This window comes from Bacillus sp. FSL K6-2819 (assembly GCF_038008305.1).
Lineage (GTDB): Bacteria > Bacillota > Bacilli > Bacillales > Bacillaceae > Bacillus > Bacillus amyloliquefaciens.
The window spans coordinates 2,630,343-2,656,758 of record NZ_JBBOYV010000001.1 but is presented as its reverse complement, the minus strand read 5'-3'; the positions used below and the strand labels follow the sequence as shown (position 1 = coordinate 2,656,758).

Sequence of the window (26,416 nt, the reverse complement as noted above, 5' to 3'; positions counted from 1 at the left end):
TTTTGAAAGGAGGGAAACAGATGGGTACTTTAGGTACAATCGTTCCTATTATTTTAATGTTTGCAGTGCTTTATTTCCTGCTCATCCGTCCGCAGCAAAAGCAGCAGAAGGCTGTACGCCAGATGCAGGAAGAGCTGAAAAAAGGAGATTCAGTGGTGACAATCGGAGGATTGCACGGCACTGTTGATTCAATTGATGAGAGCAAGGTCGTCATTAAAACAGGTGATAACACCCGTTTAACTTTTGACCGCCGCGCAATCAGAGAAGCTTCCGCTGAGTAACAGCGAAGCTCATACATACTAAAAAAGAGCGGAGAATCCGCTCTTTTTTTTATTACGCTGATCTGCTTCCTTTCAAATTCACTCCGAAAATCCCGCCCAGCATACTGACTCCCAAAAAGCCGAGGTGAAACAAAAGCTGCCCGGATGTAAACGTTTTTCCGAACCCTAAATATTGAAACAGCAAGATGATTAACGAGAAACAAACGGCGGTTAACGCTCCGATCATCCAGCCTTTTTCTTTCGCTTTGCCGCCGGAAATAAAACCGCCCGCAAATAAAGATAGAAAAGAAAGCGCGGTGATCAGCCAGCTGAAAGATGACTCTTCCATTGAGGTGACCGTCAGTAACAGTGAAATCGCCAAACTCGTCAGCAGCATCACTGCAAAGATAGCTACTAAGCCGTACAAGACGCCTTTTCCCACTTGTTTTGTTTCTTCCATTTTTATCTCCTCCCCGCCCTGCGGCCTGACATATGACAAGCCGGAGCCTGTCTTTTTCTAAATGTATTCTCTGAATGTTCGGATTAGACGTAAAAGCATCATGTTCAGCTCATTTCTTACATAAAACAGAGCGGATGGCAAATGCTATGACCGTTGGAGGTGCGATATGGGAGATATTTTCATTATTACGTTTCGTACAATAGTGCTTTACATCATCATTCTTGTGATTTTCAGGCTGATGGGAAAGCGGGAAATCGGAGAGCTGAGCATTTTGGATTTTGTCGTTTCCATTATGATTGCTGAAATAGCGGTTTTGGCAATTGAAAATGTAGAGGATCAGCTTTTGCATACCATTGTGCCGATTGTCATTTTAATGATTATTCAGGTAAGCCTTGCTTTTGTCTCGCTCAAAAGCCAAAAAATACGGCAGCTGCTTGACGGCAAGCCAACCACTATCATTAAACAGGGAAAAATCGACGAACGGGCGATGAGATCACAGCGCTACAATTTTGACGACCTTCTGATGCAGCTGAGGGAAAATAACATCGAAAGAATTTCTGACGTGTCATACGCCGTTTTAGAGTCATCAGGAAAACTGTCAATCGTCAAAAAGAAAAACAATAAGGATAAGCAGCTGGAAACCCCGCTCATTGTCGATGGAGTCGTTCAAAACGAGCATTTAGACAGAATCGGGAAAGACAAACACTGGCTCGAAAAAAATTTAGCAAAAAGAGGATATCGCGATCTTTCGGAAATATCATTCTGCACGTTTACAGACGGGGCTTTTTTTATTGATATCAAAAATGAAAAAGGGGAGCCTTAAACCGGACTCACCGCATCACAAACCGGCCGATGACCGGAATCCGGATCAGCTCCTCCCTTTTAATCAGCCTGAATATCAGCAGAAGCACAATGTACAGTATCACGGTCATTGCAATCCATCCTGTGAGATTAACAGCCTCTGACCCTGAAAAATGAACGGCGTGCTTTATAATGCGGCTCACATAGCCGCAAATGAATATGACGGCAAAGCAGAGCGCGTATTCTTTTATTTTAATGCTGATCGGGAGCACTTTGCTTACAGTGGCCGCATGCAGCAGGGTGACGAGGACCATTCCCGTCACAATCGCCAATGCCGAGCCCATAATGCCGAGCGAAGGCCTGGTCGCCAGCACAAAAATAAGGCCTGTTTTAACAGCGGCGCCGATAAAACTGTTCATCATGGCGGCCCCGGCTAAATTAAGCGCCTGCAGCACCGCTTGAAGGGGCCCCTGAAAATAATAAAGCAGAAAAAACGGCGCCATCACTTTAATAAATACCGCTGCATTCGTTGATCCGTACATGACGGACATCAGCTCATCAGCGAAAGAGAATAAAATAACCACTGAAATGCCCCCGCTTAAAAGACACAGCCTCATCGCCTGTTCCAGACGGTATTCGACAACTTGCAGCTTTTTTTGCTCCATTCCTTCACTGATCGCAGGAACAAGCGCTGTTGACAGAGAATAGGTTATAAAGCTGGGCAGCGTCAAAACCGTCATGGCAAAACCGGTCAGCTCCCCGTACTGGCTGGTGGCAGCAGCGGTGGCCACTCCTGCAATCGCAAGGCTCTGCGCGACGACAATAGGTTCAAAAAACCAAGACAAGTTTCCGATGAAGCGGCTTCCGGTTGTCGGAAGCGACACGCTCATCAGCTGGCGGAAGGTTTCTTTTCCATTTGCAATCGACTTGAAAAATTGTTTTCTGATTCTGATTGTTTTTTTGGCCTTGAAACAAATGAATAAATAAATAAGAGAGGCGAGCTCCCCGATGACAGACGAAATCATGGCTCCGGCCGCGGCATATTCAATTCCGTACGGCAGAAACACCGTCGTGCAGACCGCGACAAGTGAAATCCGCACAATTTGTTCAAGCACTTGGGAAAACGCCAGCGGGTTCATATTCTGCCTGCCTTGAAAATAACCGCGCAGCACGCTGGAGATTGCGATAATCGGCACGACGGGCGTAATCGCCAAAAGCGGGTAAACCGTGCGTTGATCAGTCAGCATCGTTTCGGCCATAATCGGCGCAAAGCATAAAAACAGCGGCGTAAAGATGAGACTTAATATCCCGGTGATGGTAAGCGACATCACTAAAATATGTTTCATTTTTTCCCGGTCCCCCCGGGCGCTTGCTTCAGCGACAAGCTTGCTGATGGCAACAGGGAGGCCGAATTGGGTCAAAGTGGTGGCCAAGAAAAATGTCGGGGCAGCCATCATGTACAATCCGACCCCTTCTTCACCGATAAACCGGGCGATGACCACCCGGTTGACAAAGCCGAGCATTCTTGTAATCATCCCGGCTGTGATGAGAATAAGAGTGCCCCTTAAAAAAGTCTGTTTTGCCATTTTACAACCCCTGCCTTCTCAAACTACCTGGAATCATATACAATAAGGATATGCGCCGATGTCGTCCGAGCATGACAAGTCTTCGAGAAAAAGGGAAAAAGGAGCGAGCGCCCAGTGGAGAAACATCCCGCCGAAATGTATAAAGATCATTTGCGGCCTTTTTTGTACAGTAAACTTGAAGAGTTCAAAATCCTCGGATACGATGATGTTGAACATGAGAGTTTATGGTCATACCTCATACATAAAAAGTGGAAACAGAAAACGGAACTGCCGCTGTATAAATTGGCCGGCGATATTTTATCAGTTAAAATTGGCGATTTTATGAACTATGCAACCGTCGAAGCTTTTAAGTCGTCTAATTGGCTGGAAAGCGATGAAGGTCAGGAAGCTTTGGATGAACTGCTGAGATAATGATTTGACGGCATAGGTTTAAGGAGGAAATACATAATGAAAAAAGGACGCTTGATTGCGTTTTTCCTGATCGTATTATTGATCGGCACAGGGCTGGGGTATTTTACAAAGCCGGCTGCCAAAAATATTACGTTAGGATTGGATTTACGCGGCGGGTTTGAAGTTCTGTACGATGTGCAGCCCGTCAAAAAAGGCGATAAAATCACAAAAGACGTGCTTGTCAGCACGGTGCAGGCGCTGAACCGCCGGGCTAACGTTCTCGGCGTAAGCGAGCCGAACATTCAGATTGAAGGGAACAACCGCATCCGCGTACAGCTGGCGGGCGTCACGAATCAGAACAGGGCGCGCGAAATTCTGTCAACGGAAGCGCAGCTCTCGTTCAGGGACACGAATGATAAAGAGCTCTTAAACGGCTCTGATCTCGTTGAAAACGGCGCGAAGCAAACTTTCGATCCGACGACGAACGAACCGATTGTCAGCGTGAAGCTGAAGGATGCGGACAAGTTCGGAGAAGTGACGAAAAAAGTCAAGAAAATGGCGCCTAATAATCAGCTCGTCATCTGGCTTGATTATCAAAAAGGCGATTCATTTAAAAAAGAAGTCGGCAAAAAACATCCGAAATATGTATCCGCTCCGAATGTGAGCCAGGAATTAAATACGAAGGATGTCACAATTGAAGGCCAGTTCACCGTTCAAAAAGCAAAGGACTTGGCCAATATTTTAAACGCGGGCGCGCTGCCTGTGAAACTGACCGAAAAATACTCTACTTCAGTAGGGGCGCAATTCGGACAGCAGGCTTTACATGATACGGTAGAGGCCGGCATCATCGGGATTGCACTTGTTTTCTTATTTATGCTGCTTTATTACAGACTGCCGGGTCTCATTGCGGTTATCACGCTTTCTGTATATGTGTATATTACGCTTCAAGTGTTTGACTGGATGCAGGCGGTGCTGACACTTCCGGGTATCGCGGCCCTCATTTTGGGTGTAGGGATGGCGGTTGACGCCAATATCATCACCTATGAACGGATAAAAGAAGAGCTGAAACTCGGAAAATCCGTCCGCTCGGCTTTCCGTTCAGGGAACAGACGGTCATTTGCGACGATTTTCGATGCGAATATCACAACGATCATCGCAGCGGTCGTGCTCTTTATTTTCGGGACAAGCTCTGTAAAAGGGTTTGCGACGATGCTGATTTTGTCAATTCTGACAAGCTTTATTACAGCTGTCTTCCTTTCAAGATTCCTGCTCTCCCTTCTTGTGGAAAGCAGATGGCTTGACCGGAAAAAAGGCTGGTTCGGCGTCAAGAAAAAACATATTATGGACATCCAGAAAACAGATGAAAATACTGAACCGCATACGGCGTTCCAAAAATGGGATTTCACGAGCAAACGAAAATACTTCTTTATTTTCTCAAGTGCTGTGACTATTGCGGGAATTATCATCTTACTGATCTTTAAACTCAACCTGGGAATCGATTTTGCAAGCGGCGCGCGGATTGACGTGCAGAGCAATCATGCCTTGACGGCGCAGCAGGTTGAAAAAGACTTTGACTCTCTCGGCATGGACCCGGAAAACGTAGTGCTCTCAGGTAAAGAGAACCATGTCGCCGCGGCCCGGTTTGTCGGAGAGCCATCTAAAGAAAAGATCGCTGAAATCAAAACGTACTTTAAGGACAAATACGGAGCTGAACCGAATGTCAGCACGGTATCGCCGACAGTCGGAAAAGAGCTGGCCCGTAATGCCTTATATGCCGTGGCAATTGCATCAATCGGCATCATTATTTACGTGTCAATACGTTTTGAGTACAGAATGGCTGTCGCCGCAATTGTATCCCTGCTGTATGACGCTTTCTTTATCGTCGCGTTTTTCAGCATTACAAGGCTGGAGGTCGACGTCACCTTTATCGCCGCTGTGCTCACCATTATCGGTTACTCGATAAATGATACGATCGTTACATTTGACCGGATACGCGAGCAGATGAAAAAGCGCAAGCCGAAGTCATTTGCCGATCTGGAACACATCGTGAATCTGAGCTTGCAGCAAACCTTTACACGCTCGATTAATACGGTCTTAACCGTAGTGATTGTTGTCGTCGTGCTGCTCATTTTAGGGTCATCGTCAATTACAAACTTCTCCGTCGCCTTATTGATAGGTTTATTGACGGGTGTTTATTCTTCTCTTTACATCGCCGCACAGATGTGGCTTGTATGGAAAGGAAAAGAATTTAAATCGAAAAAATCAATCGAAGAGTAATGGGAAACAGGCTGTCTTGCAGAAGACAGCCTGTTTTTTCAAGCTGCATTGAACTTAAAACCTGCATTTGCTATAATGACATACGCTTACATAATCAATCATCACTGTAAAAACATGTAGGAGGGTTCTTATGAACGTTCGTGAGTCGGAGCTTCCGGGCATCGGCCAGAAAGTCGAAGTCATTACGAAAAATCGCGATAAAATCAGTATTATTCTTCATGATGACGGCAGAAGAGAGCTCTATTACTTCGATGAGGATGATCATGACGAGTGCTTGGCATCCGTTGAATTTAACGATGAAGAGGCGAGGCAGATCTCCGCTATTTTAGGGGGGATGACGTATAAACCGAAAGCGCTGGAATCTGTGGAAGTTGCGCTTGACGACCTCGTCATTGAGTGGTTTAAAGCCGAATCTCATGCGCCGGCTGTCAGCCGCACAATCGGAGATTTGGATATCAAGGAACAATACGGCGTTCAGGTAATTGCGATCGTGAAGAAAAACCGGCAAAAACAGCTGACTCCCGCCTTTGATACCGTGATTGAAGAAGGGGACACCCTCGTCTTATCTGGGGAAAGAAGCGGATTGAAAAAGCTGGTTCGTGAGCAGTTAACGGCCCGGATGTCCTGAGCCCGGGGTTTACCCGCAGGAAAATGAGGGAAAAGATAAGAATTAATAATTGGGGGCTGACGCATGAATAAACAATGGACTATTATATTCGCTTTATTATTTACTCTGATTGTCGCCATTTTTGCTGTCATTAACGTGCGGGCGGTTGAGGTTGATTATCTGTTCGGAACCGCTGAATGGCCGCTGATTTTAGTCATTTTAGGCTCTGTGTTAATGGGGGCGCTGATCGTGTTTTCAGCCGGTATATTTCAAGTGATGAAGCTGAAGCGTGAAATTAAAATGCTGCGGAAAGAAAACAGATCCGCTGCTGAATTGCCGGCTGATCCGGACGTCAGAAAACCAGCCGCTCCGCCGGAAGAAATGCTGGAAGAGAAAAAAGGATCAGAATAACATTTGAAACCCCTCAGTCCGCTCTAGTATAATAGGGTGGTTGAGGGGTGAATTTATGTTAGCGTCAAAAATGCGCTGGGAAATCCAGCAGCCGGATAAGGAAAAGGTCAAATCACTCACAGAACAATTGGACATAACACCTCTTGTGGCATCGCTGCTTGTAAAAAGAGGTTTTGATACTGCCGAAAGTGCAAGGCTGTTTTTACATACAAAGGATGCAGACTTTTATGACCCGTATGAATTAAAGGGAATGCGGGAAGCAGTTGATCGGATAAAGCTGGCGGTTTCCCGCGGGGAACCGATTATGATTTACGGAGATTACGATGCAGACGGCGTTACAAGCACGTCAGTGATGCAGACGGCGCTCAGACAGCTGTCAGCGAACGTTGACTTTTATATTCCCGACCGTTTCACAGAAGGCTACGGCCCGAATGAACAAGCTTTCCGCTCCATAAAAGAGCGGGGATTTTCGCTCATCATTACAGTGGATACGGGTATCGCCGCCGTTCATGAAGCCGAAGTCGCAAAAGAGCTCGGTTTAGACGTCATTATTACCGACCACCATGAGCCGGGACCCGAGCTTCCTGACGTATTTGCGATTATCCACCCGAAGCAGCCGGGCTGCAGCTATCCGTTTAAAGAATTGGCCGGCGTCGGTGTGGCGTTTAAGCTTGCCCACGCGCTTACGGGTTCTTTGCCGGAAGCTATGCTGGACTTGGCGGCGATCGGTACGGTTGCTGATCTGGTGCCGCTGCATGATGAAAACAGATTAATAGCGTCGCTTGGAATCGAAAGGCTTCGGACGACAAATCGGCCGGGTCTCAAAGCTCTGATTAAGCTTTCCGGCGGAGATATCGGACAAGCCGATGAGGAAACGATCGGGTTTCAGGTCGCACCGAGGCTGAATGCCGTCGGAAGAATAGAACAGGCTGATCCCGCGGTGCACCTGTTGATGACCGATGACCAGTTTGAAGCGGAGGAGCTGGCTTCGGATATTGACCGGCTGAATAAAGAGCGGCAGAAAATGGTGAAAACCATGACCGAAGAGGCTGTTGAAATGGTTCAGCAGCAAGGCGGAAACCCTTCTGCCATTGTCGTGGCAAAAGCCGGCTGGAATCCGGGAGTTGTCGGTATTGTCGCATCGAAGCTGGCTGAACGCTTTTACCGGCCCGCTGTTGTGCTGGGGATGGATGAGGAGCAGGGAATCGCCAAAGGGTCGGCGCGAAGCATCAGAGGCTTTAACCTTTTTACGAGCCTGTCACAGTGCAGAGACATTCTTCCTCATTTCGGCGGACATCCGATGGCCGCAGGAATGACTTTGAAGGCTGAAGATGTGGCGGATTTAAGGGATCGGCTGAATCAAATGGCTGAAGAAACCCTTACCGAAGAGGATTTTATCCCCGTTCAGGAGGTTGATCTTGTCTGCGGCGTCGAAGACATCACCGTTGAAAGCATTACAGAATTGAATATGCTGTCGCCGTTCGGCATGCTAAACCCTAAACCTCATGTGATGGTGGAAAACGCCGTGCTTGATGAGGTGCGCCTGATCGGAGCAAATAAAAATCACGTGAAAATGACGGTGAAAAATGATTCCGCCGCTCTCGACTGCGTCGGCTTTAACAAAGGAGAGCTTGAAGCCGGGATTGTTCCCGGATCAACGATTTCCATTGTCGGCGAGATGTCTATTAATGAATGGAACAACAGAAAGAAACCCCAGCTGATGATTAAAGATGCTGCGGTGCCGGAATGGCAGCTTTTTGATATCAGGGGCAAGCGGATGTGGGAAGATACGGTCACTGCGCTGCCTAAGGAAAAACGGGTGCTCATCAGCTTTAACGAAAAAACCGCCCGAAAGCTCCGTGCCGAGCTTTCGGGTGAGCTGGCTGAGATCACGTCGGAATCCGAAGCAGAAGCTCTTCCGCTTGACGGAAAGTATGCCGTTTTTCTGGATGTGCCGCCATCAGCGGACCGCCTCCAGCGTTTGCTTGACGGGAAGAAGCCGGAACGGATTTATTTTGTTTTTATTAATCATGAAGAACATTTCCTGTCCTCATTTCCATCGCGGAATGACTTCAAGTGGTTTTACGCATTTCTCTTGAAAAGGGGCACTTTTAACTTAGGCAAGCATGGTTCAGAGCTTGCGAGACACAGAGGATGGTCAATTGACACAATCAATTTCATGACAAAGGTGTTTTTTGATCTCGGTTTTGTTAAAATAGAAGATGGTGTGCTGTCTGTCGTGAGCGGCGCGAAAAAACGCGACCTCGCAGATTCGCAAACCTATCAGGTAAAACAGCAGCTGATGGAATTAGACCAGAAGCTCAATTATTCCGCAGCCCATGAGCTGAAGGAATGGCTGAATAAGCTGATGAACCAAGGTTCAGAGGCTTATGAAAGTACGAGGAGGACATAGAACAGATGGATCTTAAAAAATACGTAACAATTGTGCCCGATTACCCGAAAGAAGGCGTGCAATTTAAAGATATTACGACATTGATGGACAAGGGCGACGTATACCGTTACGCGACTGACCAAATTGTTGAATATGCAAAAGAAAAAGAAATTGATTTAGTTGTCGGGCCCGAAGCGCGCGGCTTCATTATCGGCTGTCCGGTCGCATATGCGCTCGGAGTCGGCTTTGCGCCGGTTCGGAAAGAAGGAAAACTTCCGCGTGAGGTCATTAAAGTCGATTACGGTTTGGAGTACGGCAAAGACGTACTGACCATTCATAAAGATGCGATCCTGCCGGGACAGCGCGTTCTGATTACTGATGACTTATTGGCAACAGGCGGAACGATCGAAGCAACGATTAAGCTTGTGGAAGAGCTTGGCGGCGTCGTAGCCGGTATTGCGTTTTTAATTGAGCTTTCTTACCTTGACGGCAGAGCAAAGCTTGACGATTACGATATTTTAACACTAATGAAATATTAAACCGCATATGGAAAAAAGCACTCGTGTCAGGGTGCTTTTTTCCTATTATTTCATCATCCTGACAGATTCTTTAGGTGTTTTGAACTTCTGCCCTTTACATCTCTCGTTTTTTTCTTGATAATAAACTAATACAGTTTACATTTAAAAAAGGTGATTCCATGGCGAACGAACAAGTATTGACTGCCGAGCAAGTAATAGATAAAGCGCGCACTTATCTGCCGGAGGAGCAGATTGCGTTTGTTGAGAAAGCTTATCTGTATGCGCAAGACGCGCATCGCGAACAGTATCGCAAATCAGGTGAGCCGTACATCATTCATCCGATTCAGGTGGCGGGAATCCTCGTCGATCTGGAAATGGACCCTTCCACGATTGCGGGCGGATTTCTGCATGACGTGGTCGAGGACACGGATGTCACCCTCGATGACCTGAAGGAAGCATTTTCTGAAGAAGTGGCGATGCTTGTCGACGGTGTAACGAAGCTCGGTAAAATTAAGTATAAATCTCAAGAGGAGCAGCAGGCGGAAAACCATCGAAAAATGTTTGTCGCTATGGCTCAGGATATCAGAGTCATATTGATCAAGCTGGCGGATCGCCTTCATAATATGCGGACGTTAAAGCATCTTCCGCAGGAAAAGCAGCGGAGAATTTCAAATGAGACGCTGGAAATTTTCGCTCCGCTGGCCCATCGGCTCGGGATTTCTAAAATCAAATGGGAGCTTGAAGACACCGCTCTCCGTTATTTGAATCCTCAGCAATATTACAGAATCGTTAACCTCATGAAGAAAAAGCGCGCGGAACGCGAACTTTATGTCGATGAGGTTGTCAATGAAGTGAAAAAACGCGTCGAAGAAGTGAATATCAAAGCGGACTTTTCAGGCCGTCCGAAGCACATCTACAGCATTTACCGCAAGATGGCGCTGCAAAATAAACAGTTTAATGAAATATATGATCTGCTCGCCGTCCGTATTCTTGTCGGAAGCATTAAAGACTGCTACGCCGTACTCGGCATTATTCATACGTGCTGGAAGCCGATGCCGGGCAGATTCAAAGATTATATTGCGATGCCTAAGCCGAATATGTATCAGTCCCTGCATACGACAGTAATCGGGCCTAAAGGCGATCCGCTGGAAGTGCAGATCAGAACGTTTGAGATGCATGAGATCGCTGAATACGGGGTGGCTGCACACTGGGCATATAAAGAAGGCAAGGCTGCAAACGAAGAAGCGACATTTGAGAAAAAACTGTCCTGGTTCCGCGAAATTCTGGAATTCCAAAACGAATCTACCGATGCGGAAGAATTTATGGAATCGCTGAAAATCGATTTATTTTCTGACATGGTATACGTATTTACGCCAAAAGGCGATGTCATTGAACTGCCGTCAGGCTCTGTACCGATTGATTTTTCCTACAGGATTCACTCCGAGATCGGCAACAAAACCATCGGAGCGAAAGTGAACGGGAAAATGGTGACGCTTGACCATAAGCTCCGGACGGGCGACATTGTCGAAATCCTGACGTCCAAGCATTCATACGGTCCGAGTCAAGACTGGATCAAACTCGCACAGACGTCACAGGCGAAACACAAAATCCGCCAATTCTTCAAGAAACAGCGCCGTGAAGAAAATGTCGAAAAAGGCCGTGAGCTGGTCGAAAAAGAAATTAAAAATCTTGATTTTGAAGTGAAGGAAGTTTTAACGCTCGAAAACCTTCAAAAGGTTGCCGACAAGTTCAATTTCTCAAATGAAGAGGATATGTACGCGGCGGTCGGGTATAACGGGATTACCGCTTTGCAGGTGGCAAACAGGCTCACCGAAAAAGAACGGAAGCTGCGTGATCAGGAAGAGCAGGAAAAAATCGTTCAGGAAGTCACTTCCGAGCCGAAACAGTATCCGCAAGGGAGAAAACGGGAAGCGGGTGTGCGCGTGAAAGGCATCGACAACCTTCTCGTCCGTTTGTCGAAATGCTGCAACCCGGTGCCAGGCGATCATATTGTCGGTTTTATTACAAAAGGGCGCGGTGTATCCGTTCACCGTGATGACTGTCCGAACGTAAAAACGAATGAAGCGCAGGAACGATTGATCCCTGTTGAATGGGAGCATGAATCACAAGTTCAAAGACGCAAAGAATATAACGTTGAGATTGAGATTCTGGGGTATGACCGTCTCGGGCTGTTAAATGAAGTGCTTCAGGCCGTAAACGAAACGAAAACCAACATCTCGTCTGTCTCGGGCAAATCCGACCGCAATAAAGTCGCTACGATTCATATGGCGATTTTTATTCAAAACATCAATCATCTGCACAAAGTGGTCGAGCGGATTAAGCAGATCAGAGACATATATTCAGTCCGCCGGGTAATGAACTAAAAGGAGCTTGCTATGAAATTAGTTGTTCAGCGTGTAACAGATGCAAGTGTGACAGTTGACGGCGCTGTCGCCGGCCGGATCGGACCCGGCATTATGGCGCTTGTCGGCGTCACTCATGAAGATACAGAGGAAGATGCCGCCTACTTGGCCGATAAAATCGTGAATCTCCGGATTTTTGATGACGAGAGCGGCAAGATGAATTTATCGCTTTTGGATACGGGCGGAGAGATTTTATCAGTTTCCCAGTTTACGCTTTACGGCGAAACGAAGAAAGGGAGACGCCCGAATTTTATGAATGCGGCGAAACCGGATCAGGCTCTGCTCCTTTATGAAAAGTGGAACGAACTTCTTCGGGAAAAAGGAGTCAAAGTGGAAACCGGAATATTCGGGGCCATGATGGATGTTCAGCTGACAAATTCCGGGCCCATTACATTGATTATGGATTCTAAACAATAAAAAAAGCTGCCGTTTGGCAGCTTTTTTTTTATGATTGAAAATAATGTTCCAATCCGCTTTCAATTCCGTCTGTCACTTTTTCCTGGTAAGAGCCGCTATGTATGATTGTTTCTTCTTGCGGTTGACTGAGATAGCCGAGCTCATACAGCATGGCAGGCCGTTTATTTTCTCTCAGGACGTAATAATCTCCAAACAGTACGCCGCGATCGGGGATAGGCGAACGCTTCACTACTTCAGAATGGACGTCTGAGGCAAGCTGCCGGTCCTTAGACGGACTGTAATAATAAGCGGTGCTTCCTCTTGTTGACGTATCGGCATAGCTGTCATAGTGGATGCTGATAAAGGCATCCGCATTCCTGTAATGGGAGGTTGAAACCCTGGCCTGCAGGCTGATAAATGTATCATCCTGCCTTGTGATATACACGTTTGCACCGGCCGCTCTCAATTTCCCGGCCAGCAGCTTAGCGGTTTTAATCGTTACGTTTTTTTCAAACTTTCCGGAGTAGCCGATCGTTCCGCTGTCTTTACCTCCGTGTCCGGGATCAACGACGATCGTTTTATTTTTAAGTGAGCCGCTGCCGCCTGACGTGTTGGGAGAAGGTGCTTCTCCTGTTTCTTCACCGCTTTTAGACGTTTGCACGACCCAGTTTGCCACATATGCTGTTTGTCCGTTTTCTAGCCGGACTTCATACCATTTGCCGCTTGAGCCGACAATCGGATAGGCTGCGCCTTTATCCGCTCTTTTTACGATAGAAGCGGAAGTCGAGGCTGAGCTCCTTAAGTTGGTGCCGCCGTAAACGATATACGCTTTTTTCGAGGTGTCTGAGCTGTCTCCCGAACCGGCCGCGCTGTCCGATGAGTCAGAATCCTTTATGATGTAGTGGCTTGCTGCCCAGCCTCTTTGCCCGTTTGCTTCAATTTTCAGCCAGCCGTGATCTTCGCTTAAGATGGAAACCTTTGTTCCGCGTGATAATTTAGTCATAATGGCTGAATCATGTGACGCTGCACTTCTGACATTCAATGAAGAAACGCCGACGGTCCCGTTCTTTGAACCGCTTTGGGACGAATTTGCTTTCGTATCCGATCCGCCGCTGTCCGCGGTGACGTATTCGGAAGAAACCCATCCGGTTGTGCCTTGATAAGAAATGTTCACCCATCCGCTGTTCTTGTCCAGCATGGATGCATGTGCGCCTTGCGGAAACTTGCCGATGACTTCATATGATGTCCCCGGGCCTTTTCTGATGCGGAGGTCAGGGTCAGTGGAAGTGACCGTTCCGCTTTTTGCGGATGCATTGTCTGCTCCTCCGGCTGTTTTTGATATCAGCCAGGAAACGACCCATCCGGTTTTACCGGGGCTCAGCTGAAGCTGCACCCAGTCTCCCTCTTCCTTGAGGATGGGGTATCTTTCCCCTTTTTTTACTTCAGCCTTAATTTCGTAGCTCAGGCCGGGACCGCCTCTGACATTGATCTTGTCTGTCGCGATGACCGCTTCTCCCTCTGCGGCGACTGCGGTGTGGAATGACGGAAGAAGCGCTGTGATGATGACGCCGCATAAAATAAGAACAAGAGTTCTCTTACTCATGGCTGTCCTCCTTTCTGAACTAACTAAAATACATTCTTGTATAATATCGCATTTTCCTTGCTGAATGTTAAATAAAAATAAAATAGTTTGTTTATACTAGTCATAAATACAGCGAAAAGGTGTGCAAATCATGAAATTTCAACCAAAAATGGGACGCGCGCTGCACGATGCGGAAGGAAATCTTCACTTCAGTGATCAGAGCGATAGAGAGAAGGACGGTTTTCTTGAAGAGACGGCAACGGAGTTCGGTCTCTTATCGAAAGAAGCGGTCGCAAGGAAAAACAGACGGAATAAAACTTGACAGGGGCGTGCAATCCCATTATTATAATAGAAATTGATGTACATAAGTCATGATAACGATTTTGAACCGATAATGGAGAAGAGTAGGTCAGAATGCATGGAGAAGAGAGGAACCGTCCCAGGCTGAAAGCGGATCCGCACTGCATCTTTCTCGAAACAACACTCCGGAGGTTCCCTGCTGAACGCTTTGCCGGAAAAGGGCATCAGTCATTAGGCAGCGGACGTGAACCTGCGTTAACGGTCAGAGCGGGGATGCTTCGGCATTCCAACTAGGGTGGCACCACGGGTATAACTCTCGTCCCTACTATACATGTATAGTAGGGGCGGGAGTTTTTTTATTTCATGTTTTAATGAAGAAAGACATTAAGGAGGCCTGTAACATGGCATATCACATTCCAAGAGGCACACAGGACATACTGCCGGGTGAATCAGACAGATGGCAGTTCGTCGAACAAATTATGAGAGAGACGTGCCGCACTTATCAATATAAAGAAATCCGCACGCCGATCTTCGAACATACGGAATTATTCGCAAGAGGCGTCGGTGAGTCTACAGATATCGTACAGAAAGAAATGTACACTTTTGAAGACCGTAAAGGGAGAAGCCTGACGCTTCGGCCGGAAGGAACGGCCGCTGCAGTCCGCGCGTTCAATGAAAATAAATTATTTGCAAATCCGGTGCAGCCGACGAAGCTGTATTATGTCGGACCGATGTTCCGTTACGAACGTCCGCAGACGGGACGCTTCCGTCAATTCTATCAATTCGGAATTGAAGCGATCGGCTCCAAAGATCCGGCCGTGGATGCAGAAGTCATCGCGCTTGCAATGAGTATTTACCGTAAAGCCGGTTTGAAAAATGTCAAGCTTGTTCTGAACAGCCTGGGCGACCAGGACAGCCGCAAAGCCTACCGGGAAGCGCTCGTCAAACATTTTGAACCGCGTATCGGAGAATTTTGCTCAGACTGCCAGTCGCGGCTGCACACAAACCCGCTCAGAATTCTTGATTGCAAAAAAGACAGAGAGCATGAGCTGATGAAAACGGCTCCGTCAATTCTTGATTACTTAAATGAAGAATCAGCCGCATATTTCCAAAAGGTGCAGCAGTACATCACGGCGCTCGGCATTCCGTTTGAAATTGATCCGAACCTTGTGAGAGGGCTTGATTACTACAACCATACCGCTTTTGAAATCATGAGCAATGCGGAAGGCTTCGGAGCGATTACAACCCTTGCCGGAGGCGGCCGCTATGACGGGCTTGTCGAACAGATCGGCGGACCGGAAGCGCCGGGTATCGGATTTGCGATGAGCATCGAACGTCTGCTGGCAGCCATTGACGCTGAGAAAACAGAGCTTCCTGTCAATCAGGGGATTGACTGCTACATCGTGACGCTCGGAGAAAAAGCGAAGGATTATTCCGTTTCTCTCGTGTACAAACTGAGAGAAGCTGGCATCTCAAGTGAAATCGATTATGAAAACAAAAAAATGAAGGGCCAATTCAAAACGGCTGACCGTCTCGGCGCACGCTTTATTGCGATTTTAGGGGAAGATGAACTCGCCCAAAATAAAATCAATGTAAAAGATGCGGAAACAGGAGAGCAGCGTGAAGTGGTGTTAGACGAGCTGATACAAGTGTTAAAGGCAGATCAAAAGCAGTGAAGGAGAGGAACGCTATGTTTGGAAGAACCTATTATTGTGGCGAAATAACTGAAAAAGCGATTGGCGAAACCGTCAAACTGAAAGGATGGGTGCAGAAACGGCGCGATCTCGGCGGCTTGATTTTTATTGATTTGCGCGACCGTTCGGGTATTGTGCAAGTCGTGTTCAATCCTGACGTCTCGAAAGAAGCCCTTGCCGCGGCAGAAGCAATCAGAAATGAATATGTGCTTGATATTGAAGGCACGGTTTCTGCCCGTGAAGAAGGCACGGTGAATCCCAACCTGAAAACCGGTAAAATTGAAATCAAAGCTGAAGCAGTGACGGTGCTCAGCACGGCGAAAACGCCGCCGTTTCCGATCAGTGACCAAGCGGCTGACGTTTCTGAAGACGTCCGGTTAAAACACCGCTATTTGGATTTGCGCCGCCCGGCGATGTTTCAAACATTGCAAATGCGCCATCAAGTCACAAAATCCATCCGCCATTTCTTGGATGAAAACGGATTTCTTGATATTGAAACACCGATTTTAACGAAAAGCTCTCCGGAAGGCGCCCGTGATTACTTAGTGCCGAGCCGGGTGCATGAAGGGGAATTTTACGCTCTTCCGCAATCGCCGCAGATTTTTAAACAGCTTCTGATGGTGTCGGGCTTTGAACGGTATTATCAAGTGGCCCGCTGTTTCCGCGATGAAGACCTGCGTGCCGACCGCCAGCCGGAATTTACGCAGATCGATATCGAAATGTCCTTTATGAGTCAAGAAGACATCATGGCTCTGGCCGAAAAGATGATGGCGAAAGTCATGCTCGAAACAAAAGGCGTCGAAGTATCGCTGCCGCTTCCGCGAATGACATATGAAGAAGCGATGAACAGCTACGGCTCCGACAAGCCTGACACACGCTTCGGCATGCTGCTGACGGACGTATCAGACATTGTGAAAGATACTGAGTTTAAAGTGTTCTCATCAGCCGTTGCCAACGGCGGTGTTGTAAAAGCGATCAATGTCAAAGGCGCTGCCGGCGACTACTCCAGAAAAGATATTGATGCGCTCGGCGTTTTTGCCGGAAATTACGGCGCGAAAGGTCTCGCTTGGGTCAAAGTTGAAGCTGACGGCGTAAAAGGTCCGATCGCGAAATTCTTTGATAATGAGAAGCAGGCAAAACTGGCAGAAGCGCTTGATGCTTCTGAAGGCGACCTGCTCCTGTTCGGCGCTGATAAGTTTGAGGTTGTGGCCCAATCCCTCGGCGCGCTTCGCTTAAAGCTCGGTAAAGAACGCGGCCTGATTGACGAAAGCCTCTTCAACTTCCTGTGGGTTGTGGACTGGCCGTTACTGGAGCATGACGAGGAAGAAGGCCGTTTCTATGCGGCTCACCATCCGTTTACAATGCCTGTCCGTGAAGATCTTGACCTGATTGAAACGGCGCCTGAGGATATGAAAGCGCAGGCTTACGACCTTGTCTTAAACGGCTATGAACTCGGCGGAGGCTCAATCCGTATTTTTGAGAAAGACGTTCAGGAAAAAATGTTCGGGCTTCTCGGCTTTACAAAAGAAGAAGCGGAGGAGGAGTTTGGATACCTTCTCGAAGCTTTTGAATACGGCGCTCCTCCGCACGGCGGAATTGCGCTCGGCTTAGACCGTTTGGTTATGCTTCTTGCGGGCCGCACAAACTTAAGAGATACGATCGCTTTCCCGAAAACGGCAAGCGCAAGCTGTCTTCTTACGGAAGCGCCCGGCGAAGTGAGCGACGCCCAGCTTGAAGAACTTCACCTTTCTGTCAAAAGAAAAGTGAAACAGTAAAGATCAGCAGTTTGTTTCTTGAAAATCAAAAACTGCTGTGATATGATTTTGACAAGTTAAATAAAGTCCTGATGTGTTAGTTGTACACCTAGTTTTGACCGAACATTTTTTTGATTTGGGAGCCCGTATTTTTAAATGGCGTACATGCCTCTTTTCATTCGGTAAAGGGGACTTACAAAGTTTAAAAAAGGGCACCCACCTGCTGAGAGCGGGTTCAAAACGAAGGAAAGCTGCAACGGCACAATTGGGACTTTATTTTTTGTGCGTTAAAACCAGCGGCTTTTTGACAAGCCGAGTTTATAAAACCAGAATGTGGAGTGAGGTTCTTGTTACATCAGTTTTCCAGAAATGAGCTAGCGATTGGAAAAGAAGGGCTGGACACGTTAAAAAACAGCACGGTGGCCGTTCTCGGCGTCGGCGGAGTCGGTTCATTCGCAGCCGAAGCATTGGCGAGGTCCGGAGTGGGACGGATCGTGCTTGTCGATAAAGATGATGTTGACATTACAAACGTAAACCGCCAGCTGCATGCTCTCTTGTCAACGGTGGGGCAGCCGAAAACGGACTTGATGAAAGCGCGGATCGCAGATATAAATCCGGATTGTGACGTCGTCGCCTTGAAAATGTTTTATACGGAAGAGACGTATGAGCAGTTCTTTGAGTATCCGCTCGATTACGTCATTGACGCGTCGGATACGATACATTATAAAATTCATCTGATGAAAGAATGTCTGAAACGGAATGTGCCGCTGATTTCAAGCATGGGAGCGGCGAATAAAACAGACCCGACACGCTTTCAGATTGCTGATATTTCAAAAACCCATACTGATCCGATTGCCAAAGTCGTCCGTACTAGGCTTCGCAAAGAGGGCATTAAAAAAGGCGTTCAGGTCATTTTTTCTGATGAAAGCCCGATCGTCATCCGTGAAGATGTCAGAAAAGAAGTCGGGAATGACGAAGCGAAAATCCGCAAAGCGCAAATGCCGCCGTCTTCCAACGCCTGGGTTCCGTCAGTGGCCGGTCTGATTATGGGCGGACATGTCATTATGGAGCTCTTAAAGGATATTGACATTAAACGGGTCAAAGATAAATAAAAAGAAAAACAGCCTTCTTCAGGAAAGGCTGTTTTTTATTTGAATAAAGCCGCCGTTCACACGAATGGCCGGCCGGTATAAAAAAAAGACAAGAACACATTGGGTGTCCTTGTCCGATTATTTTTTCTGTTTCAGCAGTTTTTCATACACTTGCTTTATGGCGGCTTCAAATTTCCCCGTTTGTTTCGGTTTATAGTATTGTTTGTTTTTTAACGGTTCAGGCAAATATTGCTGTTCGACCCATCCGTTTTCGAAATCGTGAGGATATTGATAGCCGATTCCGCGTCCGAGCTCTTGGGCTCCTTTATAGTGGGCGTCTTTTAAATGTTTCGGCACATCGCCGATTTTACCCGATCTGATATCTTTGAGCGCTTCATCAACGGCTGAGATGGCGGAGTTTGATTTTGGCGAAAGGCATAATTCGATTACCGCATTCGCCAGCGGAATTCTCGCTTCGGGAAAGCCGATCCGCTCTGCGGTCTGAATCGCGCTCAGCACCCGGGGGCCTGCCTGCGGGCTTGCAAGGCCGATATCTTCATAGGCGATTACGAGAAGTCTTCTTGAAATGCTTTCAAGATCGCCGGCTTCGATCAGTCGGGCTAAATAATGAAGTGCGGCGTTTGCGTCTGAGCCGCGGATTGATTTTTGGAATGCGGATAAGACGTCATAATGCGCATCTCCGTCTTTATCATGGGTATAGCTTTTTTTCTGCAGACATTCTTCCGCTGTTTCCCGCGTAATGCGGATCGTGCCGTCACTTGATTCCTTTGTGGAAAGCACGGCAAGCTCCAGTGCGTTCAAAGCGGAACGGACGTCTCCTCCACACCCTTGCGCGAAATGATCCATCGCTTCGTCGTCCACCGAAACGCTGTAGGAACCGAGTCCCCGGTGTTCATCTGTGAGCGCTCTTCTCAATGCCTGCTTGATCAGATCCGGTGTTAACGGTTCGAGTTCGAATATCTGGGTACGGCTTCTGATGGCCGGGTTAATGGCATGATAAGGATTGGCGGTCGTCGCGCCGATTAAAATAATCATGCCGTTTTCTAAATAGGGCAGGAGAAAATCCTGCTTCCCCTTATCAAGCCTGTGCACTTCATCAAGTATTAAGATGACCTGACCTGACATTTTCGCTTCCTGTACGACAATTTCCATGTCTTTTTTATTATGAATGACGGCATTCAATTTTCTGAATGCGATGCTTGTCGATCCTGCGATCGCTGTGGCGATGGACGTTTTTCCGATGCCTGGCGGTCCGTACAGGATCATGGATGATAGGTGCTTTGCGCGCACCATTCTGCCGATGATTTTATCTTCTTTGACCAAATGTTCCTGGCCGATAATGTCTTCGATATTGGCAGGCCGCATCCGATACGCCAATGGTTTCATGAACATCTCTCCTTACATATACAGGGTAACGGAAAACGGCCGATTAGAAAAGCGAATTGCGGCGGGCCCCGTGTTTCAATGAAAATTAGGATAAGTTATGTTATAATAACAGTTGGTCTATAAGATACTAAACTGATTATTCATATCCATTTACTTGTATAAATTAACAATTAGAATTGACTGGGGTGTTCATATTGAAAATATCGACAAAGGGAAGATACGGGCTCACCATTATGATTGAATTGGCGAAAAAGCACGGAGAAGGTCCGACGTCGCTCAAAAGCATCGCCCAAACAAACAGCCTCTCTGAGCATTACTTGGAACAGCTTGTATCACCGCTCAGAAACGCGGGACTCGTAAAAAGCATCAGAGGCGCTTACGGCGGTTATGTGCTCGGCGGCCAGCCTGAAGAGATAACGGCCGGAGATATTATCAGAGTGCTGGAAGGGCCGATCAGCCCGGTAGAAGTGCTTGAGGATGAAGAGCCTGCCAAGCGGGAGTTATGGATCCGCATCCGCGACGCCGTAAAAGACGTGCTGGACAGTACGACGTTAGAAGACCTTGCGAGCTACACGGACGGCGAGCAGGAAGCTTATATGTTCTATATTTAAACCAGAGGTGTAAAGACAATGGAACGGATTTATTTAGATCACGCCGCGACTTCCCCGATGGATGAGCGTGTGCTCGAAAAAATGAAGCCTCATTTCTTCGGCAGCTTCGGCAATCCGTCAAGCATTCATTCATTCGGAAGAGAGTCCCGGAAATGGGTCGACGAAGCGAGAGCGGACATCGCGCGTGAAATCAGTGCGAAAGAACAGGAAATCATTTTCACAAGCGGCGGCACGGAGGCTGATAATTTAGCGATTCTCGGCACGGCTGCCGCCCGGAAGAATGAAGGGAAACACATTATCACGACCGCTATTGAGCATCATGCCGTATTACACGCCTGCGAAAAGCTGGAAGAAGACGGTTTTGAGGTGACATACCTCATCCCGGGCCCTTCAGGACGGATCAGTGCAAATCAGGTGAAAGAAGCGCTCCGTGATGATACAATCCTTGTTACCGTCATGTATGGCAATAACGAAGTCGGAACCATTCAGCCGATTGACGAAATCGGAGAGCTGTTAAGCGGGCATCAGGCCTATTTTCACACAGATGCCGTCCAGGCATTCGGTTATATACCGATCGATGTGAAAAAAAGCAGAATTGACATGCTGTCTGTTTCCGGTCACAAGCTTAACGGGCCAAAAGGGACAGGCTTTTTATATGTAAATCAAGAGGTGAAGCTGTCACCGATTCTTCTCGGGGGCGAGCAGGAACGAAAGCGGCGCGCGGGTACGGAAAATGTACCGGGCATTGCCGGCTTAAAGGAAGCGGTCGTTCTTTCAAACCGTGAGCGGGAAGAGAAAACAGCGATGTTTAAGGAGTTTAAAAACATCATCATGAGCACGCTGGAAAAAGCCGGCGTCACAGCGGAGGTGAACGGAGATGCCGAGAACTGCCTGCCGCATATTTTAAACCTTTACTTTCCCGGTGTGCCGGTGGAATCGCTGCTGGTCAATCTTGATATGGAAGGCATTGCCGTCTCAAGCGGATCTGCGTGTACGGCGGGGTCCGTTCTTCCGTCTCATGTTCTTACGGCCATGTTCGGAAGTGAGAGCGGCAGGCTGACCTCGTCAATCCGCCTCAGCTTCGGCCTCGGCAATACGGCGGAACAAATCGAAACAGCCGCCGAAAAGCTTGCCGCCGTCGTCAAACGGCTTGCTTAAAACGGCGGACTTACGTTTTTAATGGAGTGAATGCAAATGGAAAAACGGCCGGAGGATACAAGAGTCGTAGTCGGCATGTCCGGCGGCGTGGACTCTTCCGTGGCGGCCCTTCTGCTGAAGGAGCAGGGCTACGATGTAATCGGAATCTTTATGAAAAACTGGGATGATACGGACGAAAACGGATTTTGCACGGCGACGGAAGATTATGAAGACGTCATCCGGGTCTGCAACCAGATCGGAATCCCGTATTATGCCGTCAATTTTGAAAAGCAATACTGGGAAAAGGTATTTCAATATTTCCTTGATGAATATAAAGCCGGAAGAACTCCAAATCCGGATGTCATGTGCAATAAAGAAATTAAGTTTAAGGCTTTCTTGGATCATGCTTTATCACTCGGCGCGGATTACCTCGCGACAGGCCATTACGCCCGCGTGGACCGAAGCGGAGATACAGTGCGCATGCTTCGCGGCCTGGATGAAAACAAGGATCAGACTTATTTTCTGAATCAGCTCAATCAGGAACAGCTCAGTAAAGTCATGTTCCCGATCGGTGATCTGCAAAAAAGCCGCGTGCGGGAAATTGCCAAAGAAGCAGAACTTGCGACAGCGGCGAAAAAAGACAGCACGGGAATCTGCTTTATCGGCGAACGCAACTTCAAAACGTTTCTCAGCCAATATCTCCCTGCTCAGCCGGGCGATATGATGACAATGGACGGGGAAGTAAAAGGCCGTCATGACGGACTGATGTATTATACGATCGGACAGCGCCACGGTCTTGGAATCGGCGGAAGCGGCGAGCCGTGGTTCGCCGTCGGTAAAGATCTTGAAAAAAACATTCTGTATGTTGATCAGGGATTCCATAACCCGCTTCTGTATTCTGATAAAATTACGGCGACAAATATCAGCTGGACGCGTCCGGGTTTGATGGACGGCGGCGAAATGACATGCACGGCGAAATTCCGCTACCGTCAGGAAGATCACAAAGTTACGGTGAAAATGACGGGTGCTGACGAAGCGGAAATCATTTTTGACGGGCAGGTCCGTGCTGTAACGCCGGGACAAGCCGTCGTTTTTTATGACGGAGAAGAGTGCCTCGGCGGCGGAACGATTGATGACGTTTATAAAGACGGAACAAAATTGTGGTACGTATAACACATGTAAAAAACCTCAACTCGCATGTTGAGGTTTTTTAGCGAAAGGAAGTTAAAAATGGATTATAATAAAATCGGAATCGACGCCATGCAGGAGGGCGATTTTGAAAAAGCGGCAGAGGCTTTTACGAAAGCGATTGAGGAAAACGGCCAAGATCCGGTGCCGTATATCAACTTTGCGAACCTGCTTTCTTCTGTAAACGAACTCGAACGCGCGCTTGCTTTTTACAACAGAGCGCTTGAATTGGACAATTCAGCGGCAGCCGCTTATTACGGAGCGGGAAACGTATATGTGATGAAGGAATCGTTTTCTGAAGCGAAGGATATGTTTGAAAAAGCGCTTCGCTCCGGTATGGAAAACGGAGACTTGTTTTATATGCTGGGAACCGTTCTCGTTAAATTAGAGCAGCCGAAGCTTGCGCTGCCGTATTTGCAGCGGGCCGTTGAATTGAACGAAAACGATACGGAAGCGCGGTTCCAGTTCGGAATGTGTCTCGCAAACGAAGACATGCTGGATGAAGCATTGGCGCAGTTTGAGACGGTGATCGAGCAGGACCCAAGCCACGCGGACGCATTTTATAATGCCGGAGTCGCTTACGCCTACAAAGAAAATCGTGAAAAGGCGCTTGAGATGCTTGAAGGCGCAATCGGCATACAGCCTGATCATATGCTTGCGCTTCATGCAAAACAGCTTATCACCCAGTCATAACGGAAGGAGGGAAGGCTCGTGGATCAGCTGAAAATCGAGGAACAACCGTATGTAAAAGGCGTTATTCATACGGTCATTTACCACAATGACACCAACCTGTATACAGTGCTGAAGGTCAAGGTTGCAGAAACGTCTGAGGCGATCGAAGACAAGGTCGTATCCGTAACGGGCTACTTCCCTCTGCTGCAAGAAGATGAGACTTACACATTTTACGGAAAAACCGCCACACATCCCAAGTTCGGCCTGCAATTCCAGGCTGAACACTTTAAAAAAGAAATTCCGACCACCAAAGAAGGGATCATTCACTATTTATCAAGTGATCTGTTTGAAGGAATCGGAAAAAAAACGGCGGAAGAAATCGTCAAAAAGCTTGGAGACGGCGCGCTGAATAAAATTCTGGCTGATGCGTCGGTGCTTTACGATGTGCCGAAAATGTCCAAAAAGAAAGCGGATAAGCTTGCCGGAGAGCTGCAGCGGCATCAGGGGCTGGAGCAGATTATGATTTCTCTTAACCAATACGGTTTCGGACCTCAGCTTTCCATGAAAATTTATCAAGCTTACGAAACGGAAACCCTTGAGAAAATTCAGGAGAATCCTTATCAGCTTGTAAAGGACGTGGAAGGCATCGGCTTTGTAAAAGCCGACGAGCTGGGCGGAAAAATGGGTCTGTCAGGGAACCATCCCGAGCGGATCAAAGCGGCGATCTTATATACGATTGAATCGACCTGCCTTTCAGAAGGTCATACTTACATAGACACAAAGCAGCTGATTATCAATACGCAAACGCTACTGAATCAGTCAGCTGACGGAGGCCGCGTCACGGAAATGGATGCGGCTGACGGCATCATCGCCCTCGGAGAGAGTAAGGACATCGTCATAGAAGGAGACCGCTGCTATTTTCCGTCTTTGTTTTACGCGGAACAAAATGTCGCAAAACGCGTGCTCGACATTGCGGCTCAGACGGAGTATGCCGATCAATTTCCTGAATCGGAATTTCTGCTTGCGCTCGGCGAACTGGAAGAACGGATGAAAGTTCAATACGCTCCGAGCCAAAAGGATGCCATTCAAAAAGCGCTGTCGTCGCCGATGCTTTTACTGACCGGAGGACCGGGTACGGGAAAAACGACCGTTATCAAAGGAATCGTGGAATTATACAGTGAACTCCACGGCGTATCGCTTGATCCCGGTGATTATAAAAAAGACGAGGCGTTTCCGGTGCTGCTTGCCGCGCCGACCGGAAGAGCCGCAAAACGGATGAGCGAATCTACGGGTCTGCCTGCTGTTACGATTCACAGGCTGCTCGGCTGGAATGGCGCTGAAGGCTTTACCTACAATGAAGATCAGCCGATTGAAGGGAAACTGATCATTATAGACGAAGCGAGTATGCTCGATATTTGGCTCGCCAGCCATTTGTTTAAGGCGCTCCCTAAGCACATTCAGCTCATCGTCGTCGGTGATGAAGATCAGCTTCCTTCCGTGGGGCCGGGGCAGGTGCTGAGAGACCTTTTGGCTTCTGAGGTGCTGCCGACAGTGCGCCTGACAGATATTTACCGTCAGGCGGAAGGGTCATCCATCGTCGAACTTGCTCATGATATGAAAAAAGGATTGCTTCCAAAAGGACTGACCGCGCCGACAAAAGACCGCTCATTTATCCGCTGTAATTCTGCACAGATTAAAGAAGTCGTCGATCAAGTCGTTTCAAACGCGTTAAAGAAGGGATATACCTCCAGAGATATTCAAGTGCTTGCGCCGATGTACAGGGGAAAAGCGGGAATTAACGAGCTGAATATACTTCTTCAAGACATCATGAATCCGCCGAAAGAAAAAAGGCGGGAGCTGAAATTCGGAGATGTCGTCTACAGGACGGGCGATAAAATATTGCAGCTTGTCAACCAGCCGGAAAACAATGTGTTTAACGGTGATATCGGCGAAATCGTGTCCATTTTTTATGCCAAAGAAAATACGGAAAAAGAAGACATGGTCGTCGTCTCGTTTGACGGTAATGAAATCACCTTTACGAAAAAGGATTTCAGCCAGTTTACCCATGCTTACTGCTGTTCCATCCACAAGTCTCAGGGAAGTGAATTTCCGATTGTCGTCCTGCCTGTTGTCAAAGGCTACTATCGAATGCTTAGGAGAAATCTCCTTTATACCGCCATTACAAGGGCCAAGAAATTTCTGATCCTTTGCGGAGAAGAAGAAGCGCTTGAATGGGGCGTCAAAAACAATGATGCCACCGTCAGACAGACGTCGCTTAAAAACAGGCTCACAGAGCAGACTGAAGAGATGGATGCAGAACTGGCCGCTCTGCAAAAAGAACTGCCGTTCAGTGTATATGATGCCAACATCGGAATGGAAGGCATTACGCCGTTTGACTTTATGGAAGAAAAAGCGTAAATAAAACCCGGCACATACGCCGGGTTTTATTGTGGAAGTCA

Annotated in this window: 23 protein-coding genes, 1 other RNA gene and 1 other annotated feature; of the genes, 20 read left to right on the top strand and 4 right to left on the bottom strand. The window is 47.7% G+C overall.

Features of this window, described 5'->3' with window-relative positions:
* Window positions 1–20 precede the first annotated feature (20 nt).
* Window positions 21–281, top strand: coding sequence for a preprotein translocase subunit YajC (gene yajC / locus MHH91_RS13870; protein WP_003152695.1), 261 nt, complete (start codon window positions 21–23; stop codon window positions 279–281).
* A gap of 52 nt (window positions 282–333) precedes the next feature.
* Here yajC and MHH91_RS13865 read toward each other — a convergent pair whose 3' ends face one another.
* Entirely contained in the window at window positions 334–720 is a 387-nt protein-coding gene (locus MHH91_RS13865; RefSeq protein WP_013353039.1) for a TIGR04086 family membrane protein, read from the bottom strand.
* 166 nt (window positions 721–886) lie between these two features.
* On the opposite strand from MHH91_RS13865, the gene MHH91_RS13860 reads away from it, so the two are divergent.
* Entirely contained in the window at window positions 887–1,543 is a 657-nt protein-coding gene (locus tag MHH91_RS13860) for a DUF421 domain-containing protein (RefSeq protein ID WP_013353038.1), read from the top strand.
* 7 nt (window positions 1,544–1,550) lie between these two features.
* Here the strand turns inward: MHH91_RS13860 and spoVB are convergent, their stop codons facing one another.
* Window positions 1,551–3,107 carry a stage V sporulation protein B gene (spoVB, locus tag MHH91_RS13855; RefSeq protein WP_014472141.1) on the bottom strand — a complete coding sequence of 519 codons (1,557 nt, stop codon included), beginning with the start codon at window positions 3,105–3,107 and terminating at the stop codon, window positions 1,551–1,553.
* A 114-nt stretch (window positions 3,108–3,221) separates the two neighbouring features.
* Here spoVB and MHH91_RS13850 point away from each other — a divergent pair, with 114 nt between their 5' ends.
* The 8 genes from MHH91_RS13850 to dtd all read left to right on the top strand — a co-directional run bounded on the left by MHH91_RS13850 (window position 3,222) and on the right by dtd (window position 12,542).
* Window positions 3,222–3,518 (top strand): post-transcriptional regulator, encoded by a 297-nt coding sequence (locus MHH91_RS13850; RefSeq protein WP_013353036.1) that lies wholly within the window; start codon window positions 3,222–3,224, stop codon window positions 3,516–3,518.
* 36 nt (window positions 3,519–3,554) lie between these two features.
* Complete coding sequence (secDF, locus tag MHH91_RS13845; RefSeq protein ID WP_013353035.1) at window positions 3,555–5,774, top strand: protein translocase subunit SecDF; 2,220 nt, start codon at window positions 3,555–3,557, stop codon at window positions 5,772–5,774.
* Between the two features lie 130 nt (window positions 5,775–5,904).
* On the top strand, window positions 5,905–6,402 hold the full coding sequence (locus MHH91_RS13840) for a cation:proton antiporter regulatory subunit (RefSeq protein ID WP_013353034.1): 498 nt from the start codon (window positions 5,905–5,907) through the stop codon (window positions 6,400–6,402).
* Window positions 6,403–6,465: 63 nt separating this feature from the next.
* Window positions 6,466–6,792, top strand: a complete 327-nt coding sequence (locus MHH91_RS13835; protein ID WP_013353033.1) for a LapA family protein — start codon at window positions 6,466–6,468, stop codon at window positions 6,790–6,792.
* Window positions 6,793–6,847: 55 nt separating this feature from the next.
* Window positions 6,848–9,205, top strand: coding sequence for a single-stranded-DNA-specific exonuclease RecJ (gene recJ / locus MHH91_RS13830; protein ID WP_014472140.1), 2,358 nt, complete (start codon window positions 6,848–6,850; stop codon window positions 9,203–9,205).
* Window positions 9,206–9,210: 5 nt separating this feature from the next.
* Window positions 9,211–9,723, top strand: a complete 513-nt coding sequence (locus MHH91_RS13825; protein ID WP_013353031.1) for an adenine phosphoribosyltransferase — start codon at window positions 9,211–9,213, stop codon at window positions 9,721–9,723.
* A 158-nt stretch (window positions 9,724–9,881) separates the two neighbouring features.
* A complete protein-coding gene (relA, locus tag MHH91_RS13820) occupies window positions 9,882–12,086 on the top strand; it encodes a GTP diphosphokinase (RefSeq protein WP_014472139.1) in 2,205 nt (734 codons plus the stop codon).
* Between the two features lie 12 nt (window positions 12,087–12,098).
* On the top strand, window positions 12,099–12,542 hold the full coding sequence (gene dtd, locus MHH91_RS13815; protein ID WP_014472138.1) for a D-aminoacyl-tRNA deacylase: 444 nt from the start codon (window positions 12,099–12,101) through the stop codon (window positions 12,540–12,542).
* 28 nt (window positions 12,543–12,570) lie between these two features.
* Here the strand turns inward: dtd and MHH91_RS13810 are convergent, their stop codons facing one another.
* Window positions 12,571–14,124 (bottom strand): SH3 domain-containing protein, encoded by a 1,554-nt coding sequence (locus MHH91_RS13810; protein ID WP_014470771.1) that lies wholly within the window; start codon window positions 14,122–14,124, stop codon window positions 12,571–12,573.
* A gap of 130 nt (window positions 14,125–14,254) precedes the next feature.
* Between MHH91_RS13810 and MHH91_RS13805 the strand changes: the two genes are divergently transcribed.
* From MHH91_RS13805 to MHH91_RS13785, 5 genes are all read left to right on the top strand, one after another.
* A complete protein-coding gene (locus MHH91_RS13805; RefSeq protein ID WP_014470770.1) occupies window positions 14,255–14,425 on the top strand; it encodes a YrzK family protein in 171 nt (56 codons plus the stop codon).
* A 60-nt stretch (window positions 14,426–14,485) separates the two neighbouring features.
* Window positions 14,486–14,730, top strand: a binding site (T-box leader).
* A gap of 74 nt (window positions 14,731–14,804) precedes the next feature.
* Window positions 14,805–16,079: a histidine--tRNA ligase gene (hisS, locus tag MHH91_RS13800; protein WP_013353026.1), complete on the top strand. Its 1,275-nt coding sequence runs from the start codon at window positions 14,805–14,807 to the stop codon at window positions 16,077–16,079.
* A 14-nt stretch (window positions 16,080–16,093) separates the two neighbouring features.
* Window positions 16,094–17,872, top strand: coding sequence for an aspartate--tRNA ligase (gene aspS / locus MHH91_RS13795; protein ID WP_013353025.1), 1,779 nt, complete (start codon window positions 16,094–16,096; stop codon window positions 17,870–17,872).
* A 62-nt stretch (window positions 17,873–17,934) separates the two neighbouring features.
* A non-coding RNA gene (gene ssrS, locus MHH91_RS13790) (6S RNA) lies at window positions 17,935–18,127 on the top strand.
* A 71-nt stretch (window positions 18,128–18,198) separates the two neighbouring features.
* The gene (locus MHH91_RS13785) at window positions 18,199–18,963 is read left to right on the top strand and encodes a tRNA threonylcarbamoyladenosine dehydratase (protein WP_013353024.1); all 765 of its coding nucleotides are present in this window, start codon (window positions 18,199–18,201) and stop codon (window positions 18,961–18,963) included.
* A gap of 117 nt (window positions 18,964–19,080) precedes the next feature.
* Here MHH91_RS13785 and MHH91_RS13780 read toward each other — a convergent pair whose 3' ends face one another.
* Complete coding sequence (locus tag MHH91_RS13780) at window positions 19,081–20,349, bottom strand: replication-associated recombination protein A (RefSeq protein ID WP_013353023.1); 1,269 nt, start codon at window positions 20,347–20,349, stop codon at window positions 19,081–19,083.
* Window positions 20,350–20,543: 194 nt separating this feature from the next.
* On the opposite strand from MHH91_RS13780, the gene cymR reads away from it, so the two are divergent.
* The 5 genes from cymR to recD2 all read left to right on the top strand — a co-directional run bounded on the left by cymR (window position 20,544) and on the right by recD2 (window position 26,375).
* A complete protein-coding gene (gene cymR / locus MHH91_RS13775; protein ID WP_013353022.1) occupies window positions 20,544–20,960 on the top strand; it encodes a cysteine metabolism transcriptional regulator CymR in 417 nt (138 codons plus the stop codon).
* Between the two features lie 18 nt (window positions 20,961–20,978).
* A complete protein-coding gene (locus MHH91_RS13770; protein WP_013353021.1) occupies window positions 20,979–22,118 on the top strand; it encodes a cysteine desulfurase family protein in 1,140 nt (379 codons plus the stop codon).
* A 36-nt stretch (window positions 22,119–22,154) separates the two neighbouring features.
* Entirely contained in the window at window positions 22,155–23,270 is a 1,116-nt protein-coding gene (mnmA, locus tag MHH91_RS13765) for a tRNA 2-thiouridine(34) synthase MnmA (RefSeq protein ID WP_013353020.1), read from the top strand.
* Between the two features lie 87 nt (window positions 23,271–23,357).
* Window positions 23,358–23,978 carry a tetratricopeptide repeat protein gene (locus MHH91_RS13760; protein ID WP_088030693.1) on the top strand — a complete coding sequence of 207 codons (621 nt, stop codon included), beginning with the start codon at window positions 23,358–23,360 and terminating at the stop codon, window positions 23,976–23,978.
* A gap of 18 nt (window positions 23,979–23,996) precedes the next feature.
* Window positions 23,997–26,375: an SF1B family DNA helicase RecD2 gene (gene recD2 / locus MHH91_RS13755; RefSeq protein WP_014470767.1), complete on the top strand. Its 2,379-nt coding sequence runs from the start codon at window positions 23,997–23,999 to the stop codon at window positions 26,373–26,375.
* Window positions 26,376–26,416: the final 41 nt, after the last annotated feature.